This is a genomic window from Armatimonadota bacterium, from assembly GCA_018268395.1.
Taxonomy (GTDB): Bacteria; Armatimonadota; Fimbriimonadia; order Fimbriimonadales; family Fimbriimonadaceae; genus JAEURO01.
Genome location: JAFDWQ010000003.1, coordinates 196,197 through 217,270 on the forward strand (window position 1 = coordinate 196,197; position 21,074 = coordinate 217,270).

22 protein-coding genes are annotated in these 21,074 nt (G+C 63.7%); 16 read left to right on the top strand and 6 right to left on the bottom strand.

Annotated features, from left to right (window positions below; genetic code table 11):
* Positions 1-12 precede the first annotated feature (12 nt).
* Positions 13-828 carry a hypothetical protein gene (locus JST30_06390; protein MBS1713948.1) on the top strand — a complete coding sequence of 272 codons (816 nt, stop codon included), beginning with the start codon at positions 13-15 and terminating at the stop codon, positions 826-828.
* On the opposite strand, the gene JST30_06395 is transcribed toward JST30_06390, so the two are convergent.
* Positions 813-1,685 carry a hypothetical protein gene (locus JST30_06395; GenBank protein MBS1713949.1) on the bottom strand — a complete coding sequence of 291 codons (873 nt, stop codon included), beginning with the start codon at positions 1,683-1,685 and terminating at the stop codon, positions 813-815. The genes JST30_06390 and JST30_06395 overlap by 16 nt on opposite strands.
* 138 nt (positions 1,686-1,823) lie before the next feature.
* Between JST30_06395 and JST30_06400 the strand changes: the two genes are divergently transcribed.
* From JST30_06400 to JST30_06415, 4 genes are all read left to right on the top strand, one after another.
* Positions 1,824-2,399 (top strand): RNA polymerase sigma factor, encoded by a 576-nt coding sequence (locus JST30_06400; protein MBS1713950.1) that lies wholly within the window; start codon positions 1,824-1,826, stop codon positions 2,397-2,399.
* A gap of 113 nt (positions 2,400-2,512) precedes the next feature.
* Positions 2,513-3,592, top strand: coding sequence for an Mrp/NBP35 family ATP-binding protein (locus JST30_06405; protein ID MBS1713951.1), 1,080 nt, complete (start codon positions 2,513-2,515; stop codon positions 3,590-3,592).
* A gap of 13 nt (positions 3,593-3,605) precedes the next feature.
* On the top strand, positions 3,606-4,913 hold the full coding sequence (ispG, locus tag JST30_06410) for a (E)-4-hydroxy-3-methylbut-2-enyl-diphosphate synthase (protein MBS1713952.1): 1,308 nt from the start codon (positions 3,606-3,608) through the stop codon (positions 4,911-4,913).
* Positions 4,910-5,440, top strand: coding sequence for a hypothetical protein (locus tag JST30_06415; GenBank protein MBS1713953.1), 531 nt, complete (start codon positions 4,910-4,912; stop codon positions 5,438-5,440). The genes ispG and JST30_06415 overlap by 4 nt, the downstream gene beginning before the upstream one ends.
* A 1-nt stretch (position 5,441) precedes the next feature.
* On the opposite strand, the gene JST30_06420 is transcribed toward JST30_06415, so the two are convergent.
* Positions 5,442-6,128 (bottom strand): dienelactone hydrolase family protein, encoded by a 687-nt coding sequence (locus JST30_06420; GenBank protein ID MBS1713954.1) that lies wholly within the window; start codon positions 6,126-6,128, stop codon positions 5,442-5,444.
* On the opposite strand from JST30_06420, the gene JST30_06425 reads away from it, so the two are divergent.
* From JST30_06425 to JST30_06440, 4 genes are read left to right on the top strand one after another with little or no spacing between them, the layout of a single operon-like run.
* Positions 6,127-7,632, top strand: a complete 1,506-nt coding sequence (locus tag JST30_06425) for an ABC transporter ATP-binding protein (protein ID MBS1713955.1) — start codon at positions 6,127-6,129, stop codon at positions 7,630-7,632. The two genes, JST30_06420 and JST30_06425, sit on opposite strands and share 2 nt — an antisense overlap.
* A gap of 41 nt (positions 7,633-7,673) precedes the next feature.
* On the top strand, positions 7,674-8,636 hold the full coding sequence (locus JST30_06430) for an ABC transporter permease (protein ID MBS1713956.1): 963 nt from the start codon (positions 7,674-7,676) through the stop codon (positions 8,634-8,636).
* Positions 8,629-9,489, top strand: a complete 861-nt coding sequence (locus JST30_06435; GenBank protein ID MBS1713957.1) for an ABC transporter permease — start codon at positions 8,629-8,631, stop codon at positions 9,487-9,489. The genes JST30_06430 and JST30_06435 overlap by 8 nt, the downstream gene beginning before the upstream one ends.
* A gap of 14 nt (positions 9,490-9,503) precedes the next feature.
* A complete protein-coding gene (locus JST30_06440; GenBank protein MBS1713958.1) occupies positions 9,504-10,325 on the top strand; it encodes a 6-carboxytetrahydropterin synthase in 822 nt (273 codons plus the stop codon).
* A gap of 15 nt (positions 10,326-10,340) precedes the next feature.
* Here the strand turns inward: JST30_06440 and JST30_06445 are convergent, their stop codons facing one another.
* Entirely contained in the window at positions 10,341-10,871 is a 531-nt protein-coding gene (locus JST30_06445; protein ID MBS1713959.1) for an HNH endonuclease, read from the bottom strand.
* A 281-nt stretch (positions 10,872-11,152) separates the two neighbouring features.
* Here JST30_06445 and murA point away from each other — a divergent pair, with 281 nt between their 5' ends.
* The 6 genes from murA to JST30_06475 are packed head-to-tail and all read left to right on the top strand — an operon-like array spanning position 11,153 to position 17,311.
* On the top strand, positions 11,153-12,445 hold the full coding sequence (gene murA / locus JST30_06450) for a UDP-N-acetylglucosamine 1-carboxyvinyltransferase (protein ID MBS1713960.1): 1,293 nt from the start codon (positions 11,153-11,155) through the stop codon (positions 12,443-12,445).
* 3 nt (positions 12,446-12,448) lie between these two features.
* A complete protein-coding gene (locus JST30_06455; protein MBS1713961.1) occupies positions 12,449-13,462 on the top strand; it encodes a rod shape-determining protein in 1,014 nt (337 codons plus the stop codon).
* On the top strand, positions 13,459-13,965 hold the full coding sequence (locus JST30_06460) for a hypothetical protein (protein MBS1713962.1): 507 nt from the start codon (positions 13,459-13,461) through the stop codon (positions 13,963-13,965). The genes JST30_06455 and JST30_06460 overlap by 4 nt, the downstream gene beginning before the upstream one ends.
* 41 nt (positions 13,966-14,006) lie before the next feature.
* The gene (locus JST30_06465; protein ID MBS1713963.1) at positions 14,007-15,473 is read left to right on the top strand and encodes a GAF domain-containing protein; all 1,467 of its coding nucleotides are present in this window, start codon (positions 14,007-14,009) and stop codon (positions 15,471-15,473) included.
* Positions 15,470-16,648: a sigma-54-dependent Fis family transcriptional regulator gene (locus tag JST30_06470; GenBank protein MBS1713964.1), complete on the top strand. Its 1,179-nt coding sequence runs from the start codon at positions 15,470-15,472 to the stop codon at positions 16,646-16,648. Before JST30_06465 ends, JST30_06470 begins: the two co-directional genes overlap by 4 nt.
* Before the next feature lie 57 nt (positions 16,649-16,705).
* Positions 16,706-17,311, top strand: coding sequence for a sigma-70 family RNA polymerase sigma factor (locus JST30_06475; GenBank protein MBS1713965.1), 606 nt, complete (start codon positions 16,706-16,708; stop codon positions 17,309-17,311).
* Between the two features lie 26 nt (positions 17,312-17,337).
* Here the strand turns inward: JST30_06475 and sucC are convergent, their stop codons facing one another.
* Genes sucC through JST30_06490 form a run of 3 tightly spaced genes read right to left on the bottom strand, consistent with a single transcriptional unit; the run spans position 17,338 to position 20,132 of the window.
* A complete protein-coding gene (gene sucC / locus JST30_06480; protein MBS1713966.1) occupies positions 17,338-18,489 on the bottom strand; it encodes an ADP-forming succinate--CoA ligase subunit beta in 1,152 nt (383 codons plus the stop codon).
* A gap of 51 nt (positions 18,490-18,540) precedes the next feature.
* Complete coding sequence (locus JST30_06485; protein ID MBS1713967.1) at positions 18,541-19,713, bottom strand: RimK family alpha-L-glutamate ligase; 1,173 nt, start codon at positions 19,711-19,713, stop codon at positions 18,541-18,543.
* On the bottom strand, positions 19,710-20,132 hold the full coding sequence (locus tag JST30_06490; GenBank protein ID MBS1713968.1) for an ATP-dependent zinc protease: 423 nt from the start codon (positions 20,130-20,132) through the stop codon (positions 19,710-19,712). The genes JST30_06485 and JST30_06490 overlap by 4 nt, the downstream gene beginning before the upstream one ends.
* Before the next feature lie 63 nt (positions 20,133-20,195).
* Here JST30_06490 and JST30_06495 point away from each other — a divergent pair, with 63 nt between their 5' ends.
* Positions 20,196-21,059 carry a sugar phosphate isomerase/epimerase gene (locus JST30_06495; GenBank protein MBS1713969.1) on the top strand — a complete coding sequence of 288 codons (864 nt, stop codon included), beginning with the start codon at positions 20,196-20,198 and terminating at the stop codon, positions 21,057-21,059.
* The last annotated feature ends 15 nt before the right edge of the window (positions 21,060-21,074 follow it).

Below are 21,074 nucleotides of genomic sequence, written 5' to 3' on the forward strand. Positions count from 1 at the left end.
TCCAGAACTTTTATGAACGCGGACAAGGCCCAAGAGCTGTTCTCAGACTATTCGGAAGGAGCCCTGAGCCCGTCGCTTCGCTCGTCCCTCGAGCGCGCGATGGAGGCGGATCCGGCACTGAAGGCCGAATACGCCAGGTTCAAAGAAACCTGGGACGAGGTCGGTACCCTCTCGAAAGAGGAGATCGAGGTCCCGTACGGCCTGCACGACAAGATCATGGCCCGGGTCGACAAGAGCGTCTTCGACGCGAAGCGGGAAGCCAAGGCCGGTCGGTTCGGCTCGTTGCGCCTGGCGTTTTATGGCGCCGCAGCCGTCGTCGCTGTGACCGCGACCGTGGTCTCGCTTCGGTCCCGCGGTACGGTGGGCACGGCCGAACTCGTCGGTGGCCATACCGTCGAGCCGCTGGCCATTTCGGCGAAAGAAGGAGGCGTCCACGTGACTCGCGGCGCTTCGGACGGCTCGGTCTTCATCAAAGAAGAGTCCACCGGCCGCCTGGTCGGCAAGATCGACCAAGGCGGCAAAAAGCTCGATTTCCCCTTGAGGAACGACGGTGCCGCCGGCACCGTGCTCCGGATCGAAGGCGATTCGGAGTCGGTCTGGGTCGCCCTTCCTGGGCGTGCAAAGAACGACGTCGCCGACGAGGGCACGCTCCTTGATCTGGCTCTCGATGCCGCCGACCACTACGGCTTGCCCGTGCAGATCAAGGTCAAAGACCTGCGGGCTAAAGCGACTTGGAAGCTGGACGACTCGGACCCGGTGAAGACGGTCGCGAAGAGCGGCGAGTTCACGTTCGAACGACGGAACGGACTCGTCTACTTGACGGACTGAAACTCACGAACGGCCGCGGCGCGCTCGTTCTCGAACTTTTGCTCGGCCGTCATGGCGACGCGCGTGATGTTCGCCGTCCCCAGGATCTTTGAAGGGATCTTGCGCTCAGAGATCGATTCGCGGAGCTGTTCGCTCCCTGCTCCGGGGCCCGTGTCCACTGCCGCGACCATCAGGCCGTACCCTGAACCGATTTCGATCGGTAGGTTCTCGGTCTCCGTCCGGTCCATATAGCGACGGTGCAGGTTCCGCAAATTGACGAGGATGTCCATCAAGGCGTCCTTGTCGACGTGCAACGGCCGGACCACGGTCTGGACTTCGGACACCGTCCGAGCCGAGAGCGACGGCTTCTGACGGCGCAACTCGGCTAGGAGTCGGGCTTGCCAAGTTCCGAACTCCTGGACGGAGGCGAAATCGATGTATTTCGAGACCGACGCGATCTTCAGGGCCTTCAGCCGGTAGGACGCGGCTTTGTCCGGAGACGGCTCGGACTTGGCAAGGTGCTCCAAATGGAAGAGGACGCTCGCTTTCGCGTCCTTCAATTGGGACAGCACGGAGTCCTGGTTCGGATCGTCGTATTCGACCGGTTTGACGGGCCGCAGGCTCCCTGACTCGGCTTCGGCGATCCACGCGTCGGCCACGGCCACGATCTGCCGTTCCTCGGGCTGTCGGTCGTCGGAATCCAGCGCCTCGGACGCCGCGACCAAAGGCGCGTACTTCAAGAGCCGGGCTTGGGCCTCAGGCCCAAAACTGACGTCGTCGAAGGAGGGCGTGCCGTACCGTCCGTTCACAGCGATCGCCACGATCAGAGCGAGCGGCCCGCCCACGGCGGCCCAACGGACGCCCCTTTTCAGCCACATAGTCGGATGATCGGCAGGAGACCGGCAGAACCATCAGGGGTCGCCTGGCAAAGCCGGCAATAGGGCCTGTGACATTTCGGTCCTAGTTTTTTAGGATTTCTGACCTAGGACTTCAGAATTTCGCATTATAGTACAGGCGTGCCAAGCACAAATCGAATATCCGAGGTTCCGAAATTGGAAGAGCAGCTCGTCCGCCGCGCCCAGCAGGGAGACCGGACGGCGATGGAAGCGCTGGCCGAAGCCCACCGCCGGGCGGTGCGGTCGCACGCGCTCCGGATGCTGCGGGATCCCGAAGACGCGAACGACGCGACCCAGGAGAGCTTCGTCAAGGCCTTCCGGGCGATCGGCTCCTTCGACCCCGAACGGCCGTTCCTTCCCTGGCTTATGAGGATCTGTTCGAACTGCTGCGTCGACCTGATCCGGGACCGCCGACGGTCCTTAGAAAGCATCGACAAGCACGAACACGCCCTCTTCGACGAGAGTGCGGACGTCGAGTGGGGCGTCGAGTCCCGGCAGGAAAGCGAAACGGTCCAGCAAGCGATCACGCGCCTGCCCGACCGCTACCGCGAGATCATCGTCATGCGCCATTACCGCCACATGGAGGTCATGGAGATCGCCGAGGCGCTGAAGAAGCCGGAAGGCACCGTCAAGTCGTGGCTGTTCCGGGCCAGGGCTTTGTTGAAGAAAGACCTGCAGGTCGCGTTCGCGGCATGAACCTGCAGGCCACCCGGTCGACACCGGACCAGAGCCGTTCCGGTGGAGAGACCACGGTCTGAACCGTTTCGTCATCCCGAAGTCCCTCGCATCGATCGCCTCATAATCGGTCTATGAGCGTCACTCCGGACCAGGTGCTCGAAGCCCTGCGTGCCGTCGAAGACCCCGACCTTCACCGCGACATCGTGGCCCTGGGTTTCGTCAAGGACGTGACCATTGACGGCGCAGACGTCCGGTTCAAAGTCGAACTGACGACGCCGGCCTGTCCGGTCAAGGACATCCTTCGCGACCAGTGCTTGGAAGCCGTGAGCGCGCTTCCGGGAGTGGAGAACGTCGAAGTCGAAATGACGGCGCAAGTCCGTCAAAAGCCCACCGATGCCGAAGACCTGATCCCAGGGGTCCGTCAGTGCATCGCGATCGGAAGCGGTAAGGGCGGAGTGGGCAAGAGCACCGTTACCGTGAATCTCGCGGTCGCTTTGGCCGGACAGGGAGCCAGGGTCGGCCTTTTGGACGCCGACGTGTACGGCCCGAGCATCCCCCTCATGATGGGCGTCCAGAACGAACGGCCGTTCACCCGAGACCAGAAGATCGTGCCGATCGAACGGTTCGGGGTCAAGATGATGTCGATCGGCTTCCTTTTGGACGAGGGCCAGGCCGTGCTTTGGCGCGGGCCGATGGTGCACAAGACGGTCGCCCAACTGTTGCAGGACGTCGACTGGGGCGAACTCGATTACCTTCTCGTCGACCTGCCGCCCGGTACGGGCGACGCGCCGATGTCTTTGGCACAGCTCGTTCCGTCGTCCGGAGTCGTGCTCGTGACGACGCCCCACAGTGTGGCGGCCAACATCGCGGGCAAGGCCGCCCAATTGTTCATTGCCCTCCAGAGGCCTCTGCTCGGCGTCGTAGAGAACATGGCGACGTTCGTCTGCCCCGGGTGCGGAACAGAGGCCCGGATCTTCGCCGGAACGTCCGGCCAGGAACTGGCTTCGAGCCTGGACACCGCCTTCCTAGGTTCCGTGCCCATTGACCCGGCCGTCAGTTCCGCTTCAGAGCGGGGCCTGCCCTCGATCGTCGCCGATCCCGAAAGTCCGCAGGCTACGGCCTTCCGCGAAATCGCGGGCCGGATCGCGGCGGAGGCGAGCATCCGTGCCGAATCCCAACGGCCCACGGCAGCGGCGACAGGAGCCTTGTAGAATCGAAGTGCTCATGGTGCCCGAACCCTTCCTTCCCCGTCGGGTCACGAGGCCCTGCCGCGTCGGCCGGGTCACGATGGGCGACGGTCACCCGGTGGTCGTCCAAAGCATGATCACCGAAGAGACGCGCAACGTCGCGGCGTGCGTCGAACAGATCATCGCCCTTCACCAAGCCGGATCGGAGATCGTCCGGGTGACGACCCCGACCCTAGGAGAGGCCCAATGCTTGGAAGAGATCAAAGCGCGGGTCCGTGAGAAGTATCAGGACGTACCGATGACGGCCGACGTCCATCATCAAGGTTCTGCGATCGCGGTCGAGGCGGCGAAATACGTCGACGAGATCCGGGTCAACCCCGGCTTGTTCGTGTTCAAGCGCCATGGGACGCGGTCTCAAGAGGTCTCGCCTCAAGAGTCGGGAGAAGCGGCAGACCTTCGTGGCCGAGGTCAAGGCGAGATCGACCGCCTGCGGGCCGAATTGGCCTATGGCCGGGAGGAATGGGCCGACGAGCTTGCCGCGATCGAAGAGAGCTTCGTCCCCGTCATCGAAGCGTGCAAGACGCATGACCGGGCGATGCGGGTCGGGGTCAACCATGGTTCTTTGAGCGAGCGGCTCCTGGTCACTTACGGGGACACGCCGGAAGGAATGGTGGAGAGCGCGCTCGAATACCTTCGAATCTGCGAAAAGCACGGCTTCGAAAACCTGAACGTCAGCGCCAAAGCGAGCCGCGTCCCGGTGAAGATCGCTGCCAACCGGCTCATGGCTCGCCGGATGGACGAGGAAGGTCTGAACTACCCGCTCCACCTTGGAGTCACCGAGGCGGGCGACGGGCCCTATGCGAGGGTCAAATCGACGGCCGGAATCGCGACGCTCCTGATGGAGGGGATCGGCGACACCATCCGGGTCTCACTGTCCGAGGACCCGGTCAACGAAATCCCTGTCTGCTACGAGATCCTTCAGGCTTGCGGGCTCCGCAAGACGCAAGTGGAGTACATCGCGTGCCCGTCGTGCGGGCGGACCAAATTCGACCTTCCGACCGTCCTTCGGGAAGTCCGTGACGCCACGAAGCACCTCGTCGGGCTCGACATCGCCGTCATGGGGTGCATCGTGAACGGCCCTGGCGAAATGGCCGACGCTGATTACGGCTATGTGGGCGCGGCGGGGGGCAAGATCACGCTTTACCGAAAGCGGGAGGCGGTGAAGCACGGCATCCCTCAGGAGCAAGGGGTCGCCGAGCTTGTCCGGCTCTTGAAGGAGGACGGTCGCTGGGCCGAACCGCCAGAGGGTTCGAAGCGGGCCTTGGAGCCGCTGAGGACGGTATGACGCCGGAGACGGCCGAGGCCCTGGCGCCGACGGGAGCCTTGGGGTTCAGGAACGGGGTCGTCCGCTCGGTCGTCATCGCCGTTTGCCAGGAATCGGCCCTTCTCCTCTTGGGCCGACTGGCGGCCAATTGGCCGGGCTATCCGGTCTCGCCCGCGGGCAGAATGCTGACTCGCGGCGTCCAGACGGGTTGGCCGATCGCGATCGTTGCGGCGGTCGGGATCTACATCGTGTTGGCCTACGCCGAGAGAAGGGTCAAGGCGGGTCACGAAAGCGGTTTGGCCTCGGAGCAAGGTCGGAAGTTTGTGAAGCTTTTCATAGCTCCCAGCGTGCCGACCGTCGCCCTAGCGTCGTTGCTCGTCTGGATCTTCAACGTCGTCGGAATCTCGATGCTCGTGCGCGGGGCCAGGGAGGACGCCGGGATGTTCCTGATCATGGGGTTGACCTTCGGCACGGTCGTCTGGGGAACGCTGACGTTCGTCGGCGGCCTCCTGGTCCGCGCGGTGATGGTCCGATGGGTCCGCGGTTGATTCAGCTCTCCTTCAGGTGGGTCCGGAAGAACTTGAGCGTCTCTTGCCACGCTTCTCCCGCCGCCTGAGGATTATAGACTTCCGGGCGGTCGCTGTTGAAGAAAGCGTGGTGCGTGTCTGGGAACGTCTTGAACTCGAAGACCCGTCCCTTCTCTTCCAGTTCCCGCTGGAGTCCGGCCACGGCAGCCGGAGACGCATAGTCGTCATGCTCGGCGAAAAAACCGAGAAGCGGGGATTGCAGGCGGGAAAAGTCGGGACTGACGCTTGGATGGATGCCGTAGAAATTGACGCACGCCCCGATCCGTTCGTCGATACAGGCGGCGAACATGCTCAGTTGGCCGCCCATGCAGAACCCGACCACGCCGACCTTGTGGCCCGTCGTCCCGTCGTCCTCCAACAACCTGTCGACCGCGCCCCGGATCACACGGGCCGCTTCGTCGATTTCCAGAGCCATCATCAATGATCCCGCCTCGTCCGGCTCGGCCGTCGTCTTGCCGTGATAAAAGTCCGGCGCGAGCGCCGTGAAGCCGGCTTCGGCGAACCGGTCGGCCACGTCGCGGACGTGTCCGACGAGACCCCACCACTCTTGGATCACGATGACGCCAGGCCCCGTGCCTGCGGCGCTTCGGGACAAGTAGCCCGAATACGTCTGCCCGTTGCCGTCGAAGTGGACCGTCTCGCCGTTCATGGACTGGATTCTGACGGCCGAACCGCGGCTCGTGCAAGCCGTGGGGACCGGGTATGAATCGGACCTGGCCCACCCCGACCGTCCTGTCCTAATCCTCCAGAACGTCTCAAAGCGCTATGGAGGCGTCCAAGCCCTCGAGGACGTCAGTCTTCAGGTTTGGCCTGGTGAAGTGCACGCCGTCCTTGGCGAAAACGGGGCGGGAAAAAGCACGCTCGTCGGAGTCATGGGAGGCTTCGTCCGGACAGACGCGGGTGCGGTCACTGACGCCGAGGGCCGTTCCGTCGAGGGGGATCCGGCAGCAGCGCGCTCGGCGGGGATCCGGACGGTCCACCAGCATTTCATGCTGGTCCCGGCGTTCTCGGTCGCTGAAAACCTGGCCCTCGCGACGATGGACGGTCTGCGTGGCACGGTCGACCTGGTCGAAGAGGGGCGGAGTTCGTTCGACCGGGCCCGCCGACTCGGCTGGGAGGTCGATCCGCATGCCCGGGCTGGAGACTTGTCCGTAGGCGCCCGGCAACGGCTTGAACTGCTCAAGACGCTGTCCGGTGAGGCGAAGCTCCTCATTCTCGACGAGCCCACGGCCGTCCTTTCCGAACGCGAAGTCGACGAGCTATTGGACCTTGTCCGGAATCTGTCCGCAGACGGCGTCGCCGTCGTCCTCGTCGCCCACAAGTTGAGCGAAGTCATGGCCGTCGCCGACCGGATCACGGTCCTCAGGCACGGTCGAAAGGTCGGATCGACCCTCAGGGAGCAGGCCGACGTCGACAGGATCGCTGAGTGGATGGTCGGAGAGACGTTGACGCCACCTTCCCGGGACCAGGGATCTTCCGGTCCCGTCGTCCTCTCCGTCAGGGACGTGCGGGTGTCGGGCGACCAGGGACAAGAGTCCGTCCAAGGTGTCACCTTCGACGTCCGGTCCGGCGAAGTGTTCGGGATCGGCGGCGTGGACGGTAACGGCCAAGTCGAACTGGCCGAGGCCTTGGCCGGAATCAGAACCGTCCGAACGGGATCTGTCGAGGGGCCCGACCCGCGTCAGATCGGATACGTCCCGCAAGACCGTCAAACGGACGGCTTAGCCGCCAATCTCTCGGTCATGGCGAACACGATGGTCGGTGCGCTGGACCTGCCCGAGGCCCGAAGAGGTCCGTTCCTGGACTTAAGGGCGTTCCGCACTCGGGCGAGATCGCTCATGAAGGAGTTCGACGTCCGAGCAGCGTCGGAAGAGTCGCCCGTCGCGAGCCTGAGCGGCGGCAACCGTCAAAAAGTCCTTCTCGCAAGGGTGTTCAGTCGGAAGCCGAGACTCCTGATCGTCGTCAATCCGACCCGGGGGCTCGACATCCGGGCGTCGGCGTTCGTCCACGCGAAGATCCTGGAGGCGGCGAAGGACGGTGCAGCCGTCGTCTTGGTCTCCACGGATACGGACGAGTTGTCCGCTCTTTGCACCACGACGGCCTTTCTAGGGCGCGGGAAGCTTTTCGGGACGCTCAGGGAGGCGACGTCCTGAAGCGCGTCGTCGTTACGGTCGTCGGGCTACCGTTGGCCCTGGTGTTGACCCTCGCCGTGTTCCAGGTGGACGTCCGCGAGGGGGTACGCCTCATCGTCGAGAGCGCGTTCGGAGATTCGTTCGCTCTGTCCCGTACTTTCGTCCGGACGACGCCGTTGTTGCTGTGCAGCTTAGGCGTGACGTTCGCATGGAGGGCCGGAATGTACAACATCGGGGGCGAGAGCCAGTACGTGGCCGCCGGAATCGGCGGCGCGGCCGTCGCAAAGGTTTGCTCGTTCGCGGGTGGGCCAGCTTTGAGCGCACTCGTTCTCGTCACCGGTCCGCTCGTTGGTGCGGCGGCCGCGCTCTTCGCCGGGTGGCTTCAGGTCCGTAGAGGCGTCCAGTGTGTGATCAGTACGATCCTCCTCAACTTCATCGCCCTACAGGCGTTGGCGTGGAGCGTCCGTGGACCGTTGCAGGAAGCCAAACGTCAACTGCCGCAAACGGACGCCTTACCCCACGCAGCGATGTTGTTCCGCCCGGATGCACGGACCGACCTCCACGCGGGCGTGTTCCTCGCTCTGGCCGCTTGGTCCGTCGTCTGGGTGGTCTTGGCCCGCACGGCCCCGGGGTTCCTCATGAAGCTGGTCGGAGAAAGTCCACGCGTCGCAAGAGCCAACCGTTACGACCCGGACAAGATCAAGATGCTCGCCATGGCGCTCTCCGGACTGCTGTGCGGTATGGCCGGAGCGGTCGACTACGCCGGACTCATCGGTCAGTTGAGGGACGGTTTTGCCCAGAACTGGGGGTTTCTGGCCATTCCCGTCGCGCTGATCGGTGGGCTTGAAGCACCGGGCGTGCTCCTGGCGGCGCTTTACTTCGGCGCTCTGATGGCGGGCTGCGAGGGTCTGGCCCGGTTCCAGTCGGCGGGAACGACGCTCGTTTTCGTGATCCAGGCGGTGGCCGTACTCGGCGTCGTGGCGGTGACGGCCCGCACGCGCCCTCGGGAGGCCTCCGTTGCTTGACGCCGTGTTCCTCGTCCTGAGGACGTCGGCACCGGTCGGATTGGCCGCTCTCGGCGAAACGGTCGGACAGAAGTCGGGTGTCCTCAACATCGGCCTCGAAGGCATGATGCTGACCGCCGCCTATGCCGGAATGGCGGTGTCCCAGGCGACGGGTTCGCCCTATGTCGGCCTTGCCGCAGGGGTCGTTGCCGGAACCGGCCTCGCTCTCTTCCAGGGATGGTTCACCCTTAAGTCGGCGGCGGACCAAGTCGTCTGCGGCACGGCCGTCAACCTCTTAGGCTTGGGATTGACGGGGACGCTTTACCGCTCGAAGTACGGCGCGTCCGGGCAGCTCCTGAGCGTTCCGACCGTGCCGAGGGCGCCGTGGGGCGCGGATCTCGTCCTCCTGATCTGGATCTTGGCCGTGGTCGCCGCTGCTTATTGGCTCTTCAGGACGAAGAGGGGTCTGGCCTTAAGGGCGACGGGCGAATACCCTCCAGCGGTCGTCGCGGCGGGCTACTCGCCCGAAACGTTCCGGTGGCTGGGCGCGGTCGTGAGCGGCGCCTTCGCCGGGCTCGCGGGGGCCTATCTTTGTCTTGGCGTGGCCGGGTCGTTCGCGGAGAACATGACGTCAGGCCGAGGGTTCGTCGCGCTTGCCATGGTGACGTTCGGACGTTGGAAACCTTGGTGGGTGTTCGCAGCCTCCGTCTTGATCGGTGCGGCGGACGCTTACCAGTACACGCTTCAGGCCCAGGGATCGGCGATGCCCCCGCAGTTCTTCCTCGCCCTCCCGTACGTGTTGGCTTTGGGCGTCTTGGTGTTCGCCGGCAAGGGGGCATCGGCGCCGGCAGCCTTGGGCGAGCCGTTCCGGTAGCGTATGCTGACGGTGTGCCCCAGACGGTGACGCTGACGCGGAGAGTGGCCTTCAGTTCGGGTCATCGGTACTGGGATCCGGATCTGGACGAGGGTGGGAACTTCCGGTTGTTCGGCCGTTGGGCCTCGCGTTTCAACCACGGCCACAACTACGTCCTTTGGGTGTCCGCGCAGGGCACGGTCGACCCGCAGACCGGGATGGTGGTCAACATCAAGCGCATCGACGACGTCCTTCAAGAGCGTGTCGTCGAACGTTTCGACCAGAAGAGCATCAACGACGAAGTCCAAGAGTTCTCGAGCCGCGTGCCGAGTCTGGAGAACCTCCTCGTGTATTTCGCCCGTGAACTCGATGGACTGCACGGCAGAGCGGCCCTATCGAGGCTCAAGCTCGAAGAGACGCCGCTCCTTTATGGGGAGTGGGCCAAGGAAGACGACATGACGACGATCACGAGGGTCTACGAGTTCGCAGCTTCGCACCGCCTCCACGTTCCGACGTTGACCGACGCCGAGAACGAGAAGCTGTTCGGGAAGTGCCACAACCCGAACGGACACGGGCACAACTATGTCCTTGAGGTCACGGTCACGGGCACGCCCGATCCCAAGTCGGGGTTCTTGGTCGACCTCGAGCATTTGGACGCGGTCGTCCAGGCCGAAATCATCGACCGCTACGACCATCGGAACTTGGGACTGGACGTCCCCGAACTGTCGGGACTGAACACGACGAGCGAAGTGGTCGCGGGTGCGATCTTTGAAAGGCTGAAAGGCCAAGTTCCGGGCCGACTCGTCCGGATCCGGCTGCACGAGACGGCCAGGAACGTCTTCGAAGTCACGGTGTGACGGAGCGTGAGGCCGTTAACTGACCAATGGCGTCACGAACTCGTCGAAGACGGGAAGATAGAACTGCCACTCTTCCTTTTGGATCGCTTTCAAGTACTTTGGTAGCGAAAGGTAAGGCACGTAGTGCGGCCGCTTCGGTTTTGTCCTCAGTTTCATATTCGCTTGTTGCGGCGTTTTGTCCCCTTTCTTAAGGTTGCATTTCCGACAACAGGCGACAAGGTTGTCCCACGTATGGGGCCCGCCGCACCACCGTGGGACGACGTGGTCGATGGTGAGTTCTTTCTTCGTGCCGCAGTACTGGCAGCTATAGTTGTCCCGGGCCAGGATGGAGTGGCGCGAGAGCCTGAGCTGTGGGATCGGTCGCCGGACCTGATAGCGCATCTTCACGATCGACGGCGCGTCCAATCGGCCACCGGACGTTCTCAGTTCGCGGCCCGAGTTCTCGAGGACATCGGCTTTACCTAGCAGCACGAGGGTGACGGCCCGGCGGACGTGGCACACGTTGAGGGGTTCGTAATTGGCGTTGAGCAACAGCACTTCAGCCATCGGCCCGTCCCCCCAAAAGCGACAGAGGCCCGCACGACACGGCGTGCAGGCCTCTGAAGGGCTTATCCGGGCACGTCGCAGGTATCGTGTCGTCCCACATCGGGGGCCACGTCCCTCCGCACCGGTCACAACCGAAAAGGGTCACCATCTGATATTCTAAACTGTCCAGGGGGCCGAAAAGGAGCGCGCCGAAGCATTCCTGGTAGAAATCTTTACAGCTTCGGCCTTGGGTTAGAAGACGGTAAAATGCCGCAGACCCACGGAGGGGTGTACTTTTGAGCATGACAGTTTTGCGAATTCGGGGCGGACGTGCCCTGAGCGGCCAGGTCACGGTTCCAGGAAGCAAAAACGCAGCCTTGGCCATCTTGTCGTCCGTCGTGCTTTCACGCGGGCCGATCGTCCTTCACAACGTTCCCGAAGTCAGCGACGTCGCGATCAAGATCGGACTCTTGCGAGAGTTCGGCGCCGTCGTCGAGTGGCGCGAAGGATCGCTTTTCATCGATTGCAGCGAACTCCGGTTCTGGCGCGCGGACGAGGAACGGATGCGCCCGATCCGCACGGGCTTCTATCTTCTGGGGCCGCTTCTGGCCCGGATCGGCCACGCGGACATTCCGATGCCGGGAGGCTGCAACATCGGTTCGCGTCCGGTCGATTTCCATCTGAAGGGCCTGTCCATCATGGGTGCGAACATCCGGATGGAAAGCGGTCGGTACGTCGCTGAAGCGCCGTCCCTTCACGGTGGCGAGATCCATTTCGAGATCCCAAGTGCCGGCGCGACCCAACACCTGATGGCGACGGCGACCTTGGCAGAAGGGTCGTTCACGATCAGCAACGCGGCGATGGAGCCTGAAGTCGTCGCCCTTGCCGACTTCTTGAACCGCCTCGGCGCACGGATCGAAGGCGCCGGTACGAGCACGATCACGGTGACGGGCGTCAAGGAGCTGACGGGTGGCGAGTTCCGCATCCCGGAGGACCGGTTGCAGGCGGGCACCTATATGCTGGCCGGAGCGATCACGGGCGGCGAAGTGACCGTGACCGGGATTTGGCCCGAGCCGCAGACGGCGCTGGTCAGCAAGCTTCGCGAGGCCGGAGCGGACATCGCCGAAGGCGAGGACTGGATCCGTATCCGACAATCGGGACGCCCCCGGGCCGTCTCGATCCGGACGATGCCTTATCCTGGGTTCCCGACGGACATCCAGCAGCCGATGTCCGCGCTTCTCGCGCTGGCCGAAGGTCAAAGCGTCATCGAGGAGACGCTGTACGAGAGCCGGACGGGCCACGTCCCCCAACTCAACCGGATGGGGGCGGACCTCTCCGACCGTGGTCGCCTGACGATCATCAACGGTGTCGACAAACTGACCGGAGCGACGGTCGAAGCCTCCGACCTGCGGGCAGGGGCCGCCCTCTGCCTGGCGGGCCTTGCCGCGGACGGCGAAACGATCGTTAAGAACGTCCACTTCATCGATCGTGGATATGAAGGCTTGGAAGAGCGCCTGACCTCCCTCGGCGCCGATATCGAACGGATAGGCCAACCGGAAGCAACGGACACGGCCGCGGGCCGTAAACTGGTCTGAAGTTTGCGTATCGTCCAAGAAATCGGTATCGACCTCGGGACCGCCAATATCCTGGTCTACCGCCGCGGGAAAGGGATCGTGCTCATGGAGCCCACTGTCGTGGCCATGAGCACGACCAACAAGAAGGTCCTCGCCGTCGGCAACGCCGCCCGGGAGATGATCGGTCGTACGCCCGGCAACATCCAAGCGATCCGCCCGCTCAAGGACGGTGTCATTGCGGACTACACCACGACGCATAAGATGCTCGAGTTCCTTCGGAAGAAGGTCACGACCCGTGGTCAGTTCTTCAAACCCACCGTCCTTCTCTGTGTTCCCAGCGGGGTCACGAACGTCGAGCGCCGGGCCGTCATCAAAGCCGCCCACGCCGCCGGGTTCGGAAAAGCCATGACGATCGAGGAGCCGATGGCGGCTGCGATCGGATGCGGCCTCCCGATCGCTTCGGCGTCCGGCAACATGGTGATCGATATCGGGGGCGGGACCACGGACATCGCCGTGATTTCGCTCGGCGGCATCGTGATCAGCCAGAGCCTGCGCATCGGCGGCAACAAGATGGACGAGGCGATCGTCCGGCACATCCGCAACGCCTATAGCCTTGCGATCGGCGATCAGACGGCGGAGGAAGTCAAGATCCGGATCGGATCGGCCTACCCGATGGAGACCGAGCTTCGGATGCCGATCCGGGGCCGGGACCTGGTCGCCGGACTGCCCAAAACGGTCGAGGTTTCGAGCGAGGAAGTGCGCGAAGCCCTGACGGAGCCGGTCCGGCAGATCGCTGAAAAGCTCTGTTCCGTGCTCGAAGAGACGCCTCCGGAACTGGCGAGCGACATCATCCAGTCGGGGATCACCCTGACAGGGGGCGGGGCACTTTTGAGAGGGCTCGACCGTCTGCTGAGTAGTGTCACGGACATCCCGGTCAAAGTGGCGGACAACGCCCTCCATTCGGTCGCGATCGGGACAGGGCGCGCCCTTGAGGAACTGCCGTTGATCGAGAAAAGCGGGGCCGTGACGCGCCTATGAAAGGGTTCGCCGTTCTCGCCCTCGGGCTGGCCGCTTCGACCGCAATCCCGCAGACCGCCGCCTCCGCACGACCCGTCACGAGGCAGGAGTTTTTGACCGCCGCTTGGAAGCTCGAACGGGCCGCTAACCGCGTCCTTGGAATGAAGGAGCCTGAAGCGCCGAAGGTCGCCGATCCGTCCCGACCCTTGAAACGCTCTGAGGTCATCTTGACCTTGGACGCCCTTTTCAAGGCTTATCGCCCCCGCTTCCAGTGCACGCCGAGGCCCCACCCCCTCCGGAGCGGGCACATCGCTGCCCACAACGGTCCCGAAGTGCGCGGACCCGCCGAACGATTGGCGAAATGGGGTTTCTTGGCTCCCGTCGGCTTCATCGTTACCGGGCCCTCCGAGACCGTTACCGCCCGTCAGGCGGGCGACGCGCTCGGGACCTTTTTCAACCAGTTGTCGGTCTGCGCCCATGAGCCCGACGTCCGGTGGAGCCCCAACATCATGTCGGGAGGCTAGGCCTTGGTCCAGGCTCGCGGCATGCCGATCATTTTCGTAGTATGCCCCAATCGGACCGGTTCCGTGAAGCCGAGTTTTTTGAGCTGTTCGACATCGGCCTGCTGACCCGCACGGGGTTGCAGGCTTGGATCGCACATACCCTTGAGCGGTGCGCGGGGTGGTTCGGCGCGTCGGGCGGCTCGGTCTTCCTGATGGACGACGACGGGGCGATCCGGCTCAAAGCCAAGGCCGGAAGCCAAGAAGGTCTCCGCGCGGATGCACGCATCGAAATCGGGCACGGTATCGCGGGCACCGTCCTTCTCGAAGGCAAGCCGAGGATCATCGGCGACCCTTCCGACGATCCCGTCCTTTCGGGGCGCGGAGCGGTCCGGAACGACGCCATCGCGAGTTCGATGGTCGTGCCGTTGCTCGGGTTCTCGGACGAACGGGTGGGCGTGCTGAACCTCAGTCGATCGGCAGGAGAACCCGCCTTTCAGGACCGCGACCTCAAACTGGCCGTGCGTCTCGGCGCCTTCGTCGCCCTCGCTGTCGGCAACGCGAAGCTGGTCAGCCTTCTCAAGGATTCCCTGGACGCCCAGAACTACAAGGTCGAGCAGCTCGAAGCCGTCCTCGGCAGCGTCTCGGGCAAGGTGTACGTCATCAACGGGGCGAACGACGTCGCGACTTCGGAGATTTCTCCGAAGTCTGTCCGAGAAGCCGTTGGAAGGTTAATGGCGTCCGGAGGTCGAGGCAGCGAGCGGGCGTACGACGATGCGAGCGACCGGACGTGGATCCTCGATGCCGTGCCCTTGAGCCAAGGCGGATCGGTGGTGACGGTCCAGGACGTCAGCGATTTCCAACGGGCCCAGGTCGAGACGGCGCGGCTGCGAAGGCTCGCCGAGATCGGTCAGATGACGGCGGCGATCGCCCACGAGATCCGGAACCCTCTGACGGGCATCCGGGGCGCGGCCCAGTTGATCGGGCTCGACGCTTCGTTCGCCCAAGACTACGCCAAGGTCATCGAGGACGAAGCGGACAAACTGAACCGGCTGTGCGAGGACTTCCTCGAGATCTCCCGACCGCTCAAGTTGGAGTTCGTCGAGACGTCCCTGAAGGACGTCGTGCGGCGCGTCGTCGACCTTTGGACGCCAGAATTCGAACAGTCGAAAGTGAAGCTGACTTTAGATTCCGGTGCCGACGAGCCGACAATTCCCATGGACGTCCGCCGGATCGAGCAAGTCCTCCATAACCTTGTCCGCAACGCGCTTCAAGCCTGTAGCGGTAAGGGAGAGGTCCAAGTCCAGATCCGTGGCGGAGTCGTGACGGTGTGCGACGACGGGACCGGTATGGACGGCGAGACCGTGGCGAAGCTCTTCGCCCCGTTCTTCACGACAAAGGCCGGAGGGACGGGTCTCGGACTGTGCAACGTCAGACGGATCGTGGACGCCCACGGTGGTTCGGTCAACGTCCGGTCCGAGCCCGGTAAGGGAACACGGTTCGAAATCAGTTTGAGAAAGAGTGCGGCATGAGTGCGAAGAAGAAGGTTTTGATCGTCGACGACGAGCTGAACATCCGTCGGATCCTAGAGGCGGCCCTCGACCGTCACGGCTGGAGCCCGTCCACGGCGGCCAGTGCCGAAGAAGCCCTGGCTAAGCTTAAAGAGTCGTCGTTTGACTGCGTCTTGACCGACGTCACCATGCCGGGCATGAACGGTTATGAACTCCAGACGACCGTCGCCCAATCGTGGCCGGACGTTCCTGTCGTGATCATGACCGCGTTCGGCACGATCCCACAGGCTGTCCAAGCCATCCGGAACGGCGCGTTCGAGTTCGTGACCAAGCCGTTCGACCTCGAGAATTTGAAGCGCATCCTTGCCGCTGCGATGGACGAAGAAGTCGGGGCCAAGGCCAAACGTCCGGCAAAGTCGTCTCCGAAGCGCACGCCGTTCATCGCCGAATCGTCGGCGATGCAAGAGGTGTACGCGACCATCGAAAGAGTGTCCGATTCGCGGGCGACCGTCCTCGTCACGGGTGAAAGCGGGACAGGAAAGGAGGTCGTCGCGAGGCTGATCCACGAACTGTCCCCGCGCGCCGGCGAAGCCTTCGTGCCTGTTTCCTGCGCGGCGCTGCCCGAATCGCTCCTCGAGAGCGAACTCTTCGGCTACGAGAAAGGGGCGTTCACGGGCGCTCAAGGGGCCAAACCGGGCCGTTTCGAACTGGCCGACAAGGGCACGTTGTTCCTCGATGAGATCGGCGAGATTCCGGCGACGATCCAAGTCAAGCTCCTTCGGGTCCTCCAAGAGCGCGAGTTCGAGAGGCTGGGAGGTACGAAACCTGTCAAAGTCGACGTCCGTCTGGTGACCGCGACGAACAGGGACCTCCACCATGCCGTCGAAACGGGCGATTTCCGGTTGGACCTGCTCTACAGGCTGCAAGTCGTCGAAATCCACATCCCTCCGCTACGGGAGCGCAGGGAAGACATCCTTCCGCTGGCCGAACACTTCTTGGCCCGGTCGAGCGCCGAAAACGCCCGCAACCTGACCCATGTCGGCGACGACGCCTTGCTGCTTTTGCGAAACTACTCGTGGCCGGGCAACGTGCGGGAACTCGAGAACACGATGGAGCGGGCGGTCGTCTTGGCGGCCAAAGACGAAAACGTCCTTTCGTCAAGGCTCTTGCCACGGAACCTGCTCCAAGCGGCGTAGGAAGGGCTTAGGGCCAGGAACCTTTCGGGGGCTGAACCGACTTTACAGTTATGTACAGTGGTTCAAGCACGACAAAGTCTCATTGATCAGGGTGATGCGGGCCGGTTCACCGAACTGATGGCCCGGACGTACAAGAAGGTCTTCAACCTGGCGTACCGCCTTTCGGGAGACCGGACGGACGCGGCCGACCTGGCCCAAGAAGCGTTCTTCCGCGCCTACCGCGGTTTCGGCCAGTTCGAAGGCGACAGGCCGTTCGAAAACTGGGTGTTCCGGATCGTCACGCGGCTCTACTTGGACTTGAAGCGGACGCGGAACCGTCGCGTGAAGACCGTGTCCTACGATGCGCCTCTCAACGCGGACGGTAGCGACGACCCGGTGTACTTCGAGTCGTCCGACCCCAAGGCCAGTCCGGAAGACGCCTTCGTGTCCCGCTTCGTCAGCGAAGACCTGGAATGGTCGCTGGACAGACTGACGCGCGAACAGCGCGAGCTCGTGTGGATGGCCGACGTCGAAGGCGTCCCGTACCGCGAGATCGCCGAGAAGATCAATGCGCCCGTAGGAACCGTCCGATCCCGGCTTCATCGGGCCCATAAGCAGCTCCGGGCGCTCATGGAGTGCTACCGGAACGACTGCCGGTGCGGTAAAGCCTGCCCCAGCCACTGAGGCAGGCCCGGCTTTCGGCCCGGCCGTTAGGCCGACGTCAGTTCGACGATCTTCGCGGCGGCTTCTTGCATGGTGGACGCGCCGACGATCTTCGTCCCTTCAAGGAGTTTGAGCGCGGCTTCGGCCGCCGTCCCTTCGACCCGGGCGACGACCGGAATGGACACGTCGATCGTGTCGAAGGCCTCAAGAATGCCCTTGGCGACTTCGTCGCCGCGGGTGATGCCTCCAAAGATATTGATCAGGAGGCCCCTGATGTCACTGTCCATGAGGACGAGCTCCACGCAGGACTTGACCCGGTCTGCTTGGGCTCCACCTCCGACGTCGAGGAAGTTTGCGGGCTGTCCGCCTGCCGCCTTGACTTCGTCCATCGAGCACATCACGAGTCCGGCGCCGTTGCCGATGATCCCGATATCGCCGCCGAGCCGGACGTAAGCGATGCCCCGCCGTGACGCTTCCGCTTCGATCGGGTCCTCGGCCGCATCGTCCTTGGTCGCTTCATATTGCGTGTGCCGGAACAACGCGTTGTCGTCGATCGCGACCTTCGCGTCGGCGGCGATCAGTTTTCCATCTGGGGTCAGGGCGACGGGATTGATCTCGACCAGATCGGCGTCGGACTCCAAATACGCCTTTACGAGGGCCTTGACCATCGAGCCCATTTGCCTTCTCGCTTTATCGGGGATGTCGGCGTCCGCGAGGGCCTTGCGGACTTCGAAGTCGGCGAGACCCCAGGCCGGGTCGACCTCAAGGCGGACGATCGCGTTTGGCCGGTCGTGAGCGACCTGCTCGATGTCCATCCCGCCTTCGCGGCTGATCATCACGATGAGCTTTTGCGCCGCCCGGTCGAGAAGGACCGAGAGGTAGTACTCCTCCGCGATATCGACGAGCTCGCCGACGAGGACTTTCTCGACGACCATGCCTTGCGGGTTCTGGACGCTCACGAGCTTCTGTCCGATCAGGGCCCCTGCGAACCGGCCCGCCTCCTCGGAGGACTCGAACAGCTTGACGCCGCCCGCTTTGCCTCGGCCGCCCATCAGGACCTGTGCTTTGACGACGCACTTTCCACCGAAGGTCTCCGCGATCGCTCGGGCACCCGGCCCATCGGTCGCGACTTGGCCCTTGGGGACGACCACGCCGTACTTCTCAAGGAGGTCCTTCGACTGGTACTCGTGCAGCTTCATGCAGGGCGGAGCATACCGGGGGAGCGGCGCGTCCAAGGACGATGGGTCGGATCACGGCTTGTCGGACGAGCGCTTCTTACGGCGGCGCTTGCGCTGCGGGACAAGGCCCTTGACCGCAGAGAGATTGCCGAAACAGAGGAGCTTGTCGCCCGGCTGAAGGATCCGGGTCTCGGGAGGGTTCGGGATCGTCTCGCTCCCGTGTTCGAGCGTCAAGACGACCACGTCCTCTTCGCGCAGCCCCGTGTCTCGAATGGCCTTCGACGCGAGGGGCGAGTCCGATCCTACGGTCAGTTCCGATACGCCGTAGCCCTTCGTGACCATGAGCCGCTCTCGGATGTCGAGCTCGGGGAACTCGACCTGTTCGGACACGTAGTCGACGATCGCGCCGGCGACGTCGATGCCTGTCGACGTCTCGATCCCTTCCAAACCGGGCGAAGAGTTCACTTCGATCACCTGGGGCCCGTCCTGAGCCTCAAGGATGTCGACGCCGGCGATCCTGAGTCCCAAGATCTGGGCGGCACGGACCGCCGTCCGCTCGTAGGACCGCTCCAATTGGACCGCTTCGGCCTTGCCTCCCCGGTGGACGTTGGCCCGGAACTCTTGGCCGGTAGCGGTCCGTCTCATCGCGGCCACGACTTGGTCGCCGACGACGATGGCCCGGATGTCCTTGCCTTTGCTTTCGGCGACGAACTTCTGGATCAAGACGTTCTGCTTCGCGCCTTGGAGGGTCTCGATGATGGCTTCTGCGACCTTTTGGCTCTCGGCGAGGATCACCCCGACGCCTTGCGTCCCTTCGAGGACCTTGATGATCACAGGCGCGCCGCCGACCCGCTCGATCGCGGGCAAGATGTCCTCCCGTCCCCGCACGAACGACGTCGGAGCCAGGCCGATGTCGTACTTGCTCAGGATCTGGAGCGAGCGCAGCTTGTCCCGCGAGTTGTTGATCGCGTTGGCCGTGTTCGCGACGAACACGTTCATCTGCTGGAACTGACGGACGACGCTCGATCCGAAGAACGTGATCGACGCTCCGATCCGTGGGATGACGGCGTCGTAGTGTCCGATCCTTCGGCCGGAATAGAAGAGTTCGGGCGATCCCTTTTCGAGGAGGATCGAAAACCGGTGCGTATCGAGGACGAGGCACCGGTGTCCTCGCAGGCGGGCCGCTTCACGGATCCGGCACGTGCTGTACGACCGGGGCGCCCGGGACAGGACGGCGATCCTCATCGGCCGACCTTGCCTTGGACATAGGAAAGCTCGGGATCGACGGTGAAGGACCCGTCGAGCGCGGAGCGCCCGACGAGCATCCTGACGTTCATGTTGTCCCGGTTGACAAGGCTCACTTCGACGGTTTTGACGATCGGGCCGATCCGGAGCACCGTCCGGACGAAATAGCGCTCGCGGATGTCTCCGTTGCTGCTCCGGACGTGGCTTCGTCGGACGGCCGTCGCTTCGACGGTGACGCGCTTGTGCCGGGACAGGCGACTCAGGACGACATCGAACCGGATCCGGTCGTTCCCGAGGTCGTCGAGGTCTTCGACATGGATCGCGCTCGTGCGGGCTCCGGTGTCGATCTTGGCCCGTAAGTCCGTGATGCCCCAATCGGGCAAAGAGACGTATTCCCTCCAACCGACGGTCGCCTTCATGACGCTTCATTGTGGACCGTGGCCCCCCGCGAAAACACAAGCGGGTAAGTTCTCGGCCGGGACATGCTTCTGAAGTCGATCAACTACTGGTCTTATCCCGGCGGGCTCGAAGGAACGCTGGACGTCGTCGCCTTTCTTCGGACGGCGAAAGAGCACGGTTACGAGGCCGTCGAGCTTGCGGTCGGAGAGCCAGGCTCAGCGCTCGGGACGGACGCCACCGAGGCGCAATGCCGAGCGGTCGCCGAAGAAGCGGCGCGGCTCGGACTGTCTTTGCCGTCCGTCGCGAGCGGGCTCTACTGGGGGCGCAACCTGGCGGACGCGACCCCTGCGGCGCGTGAGGCAGCGCGTGATGACCTTGAAAAGGTGCTTCAGGTCTCATCTTGGCTCGGTGCGAAGACCTTGCTGACGATCCCCGGTGCCGTCGACGTTTTCTTCTTGCCGGACCGGCCCAAGTTGCCCTACGCCCATGTGTGGGAGCACGCGACGTCGGGTCTTCGCTCCTTGTTACCGGTCGCGGAACGCTGCCAGGTCCGGATGGGGATCGAAAACGTCTGGAACAAGTTCCTGATGTCTCCACAGGAGACGGCGTCGTTCATCGACCAGTTCGGGTCGCCTTGGGTCGGTGCCTACGTGGACGTGGGGAACCTTCTCCCGTTCGGGGAGGCGCACGACTGGCTCCGGCACCTTGGCCACCGTGTCGTCGGCGTCCATTTCAAGGATTTCCGCCGCGCTGTGGGTACGGTCGAAGGGTTCGTCGACCTGCTCGAAGGCGACGTCGATTGGCCCGAAGTGACGGCGGCCCTGAGGGACATCGGATACGAGGGCCCGGTCGTCGCCGAGCTGATTCCGGGTTACCGTCACTTTCCGTCGGTCAGGGCACAGAACGCGTCCACGGCCATGGACGCGATCTTGGGCCGGACCGTCTGAACCCCAGAAGGTGTC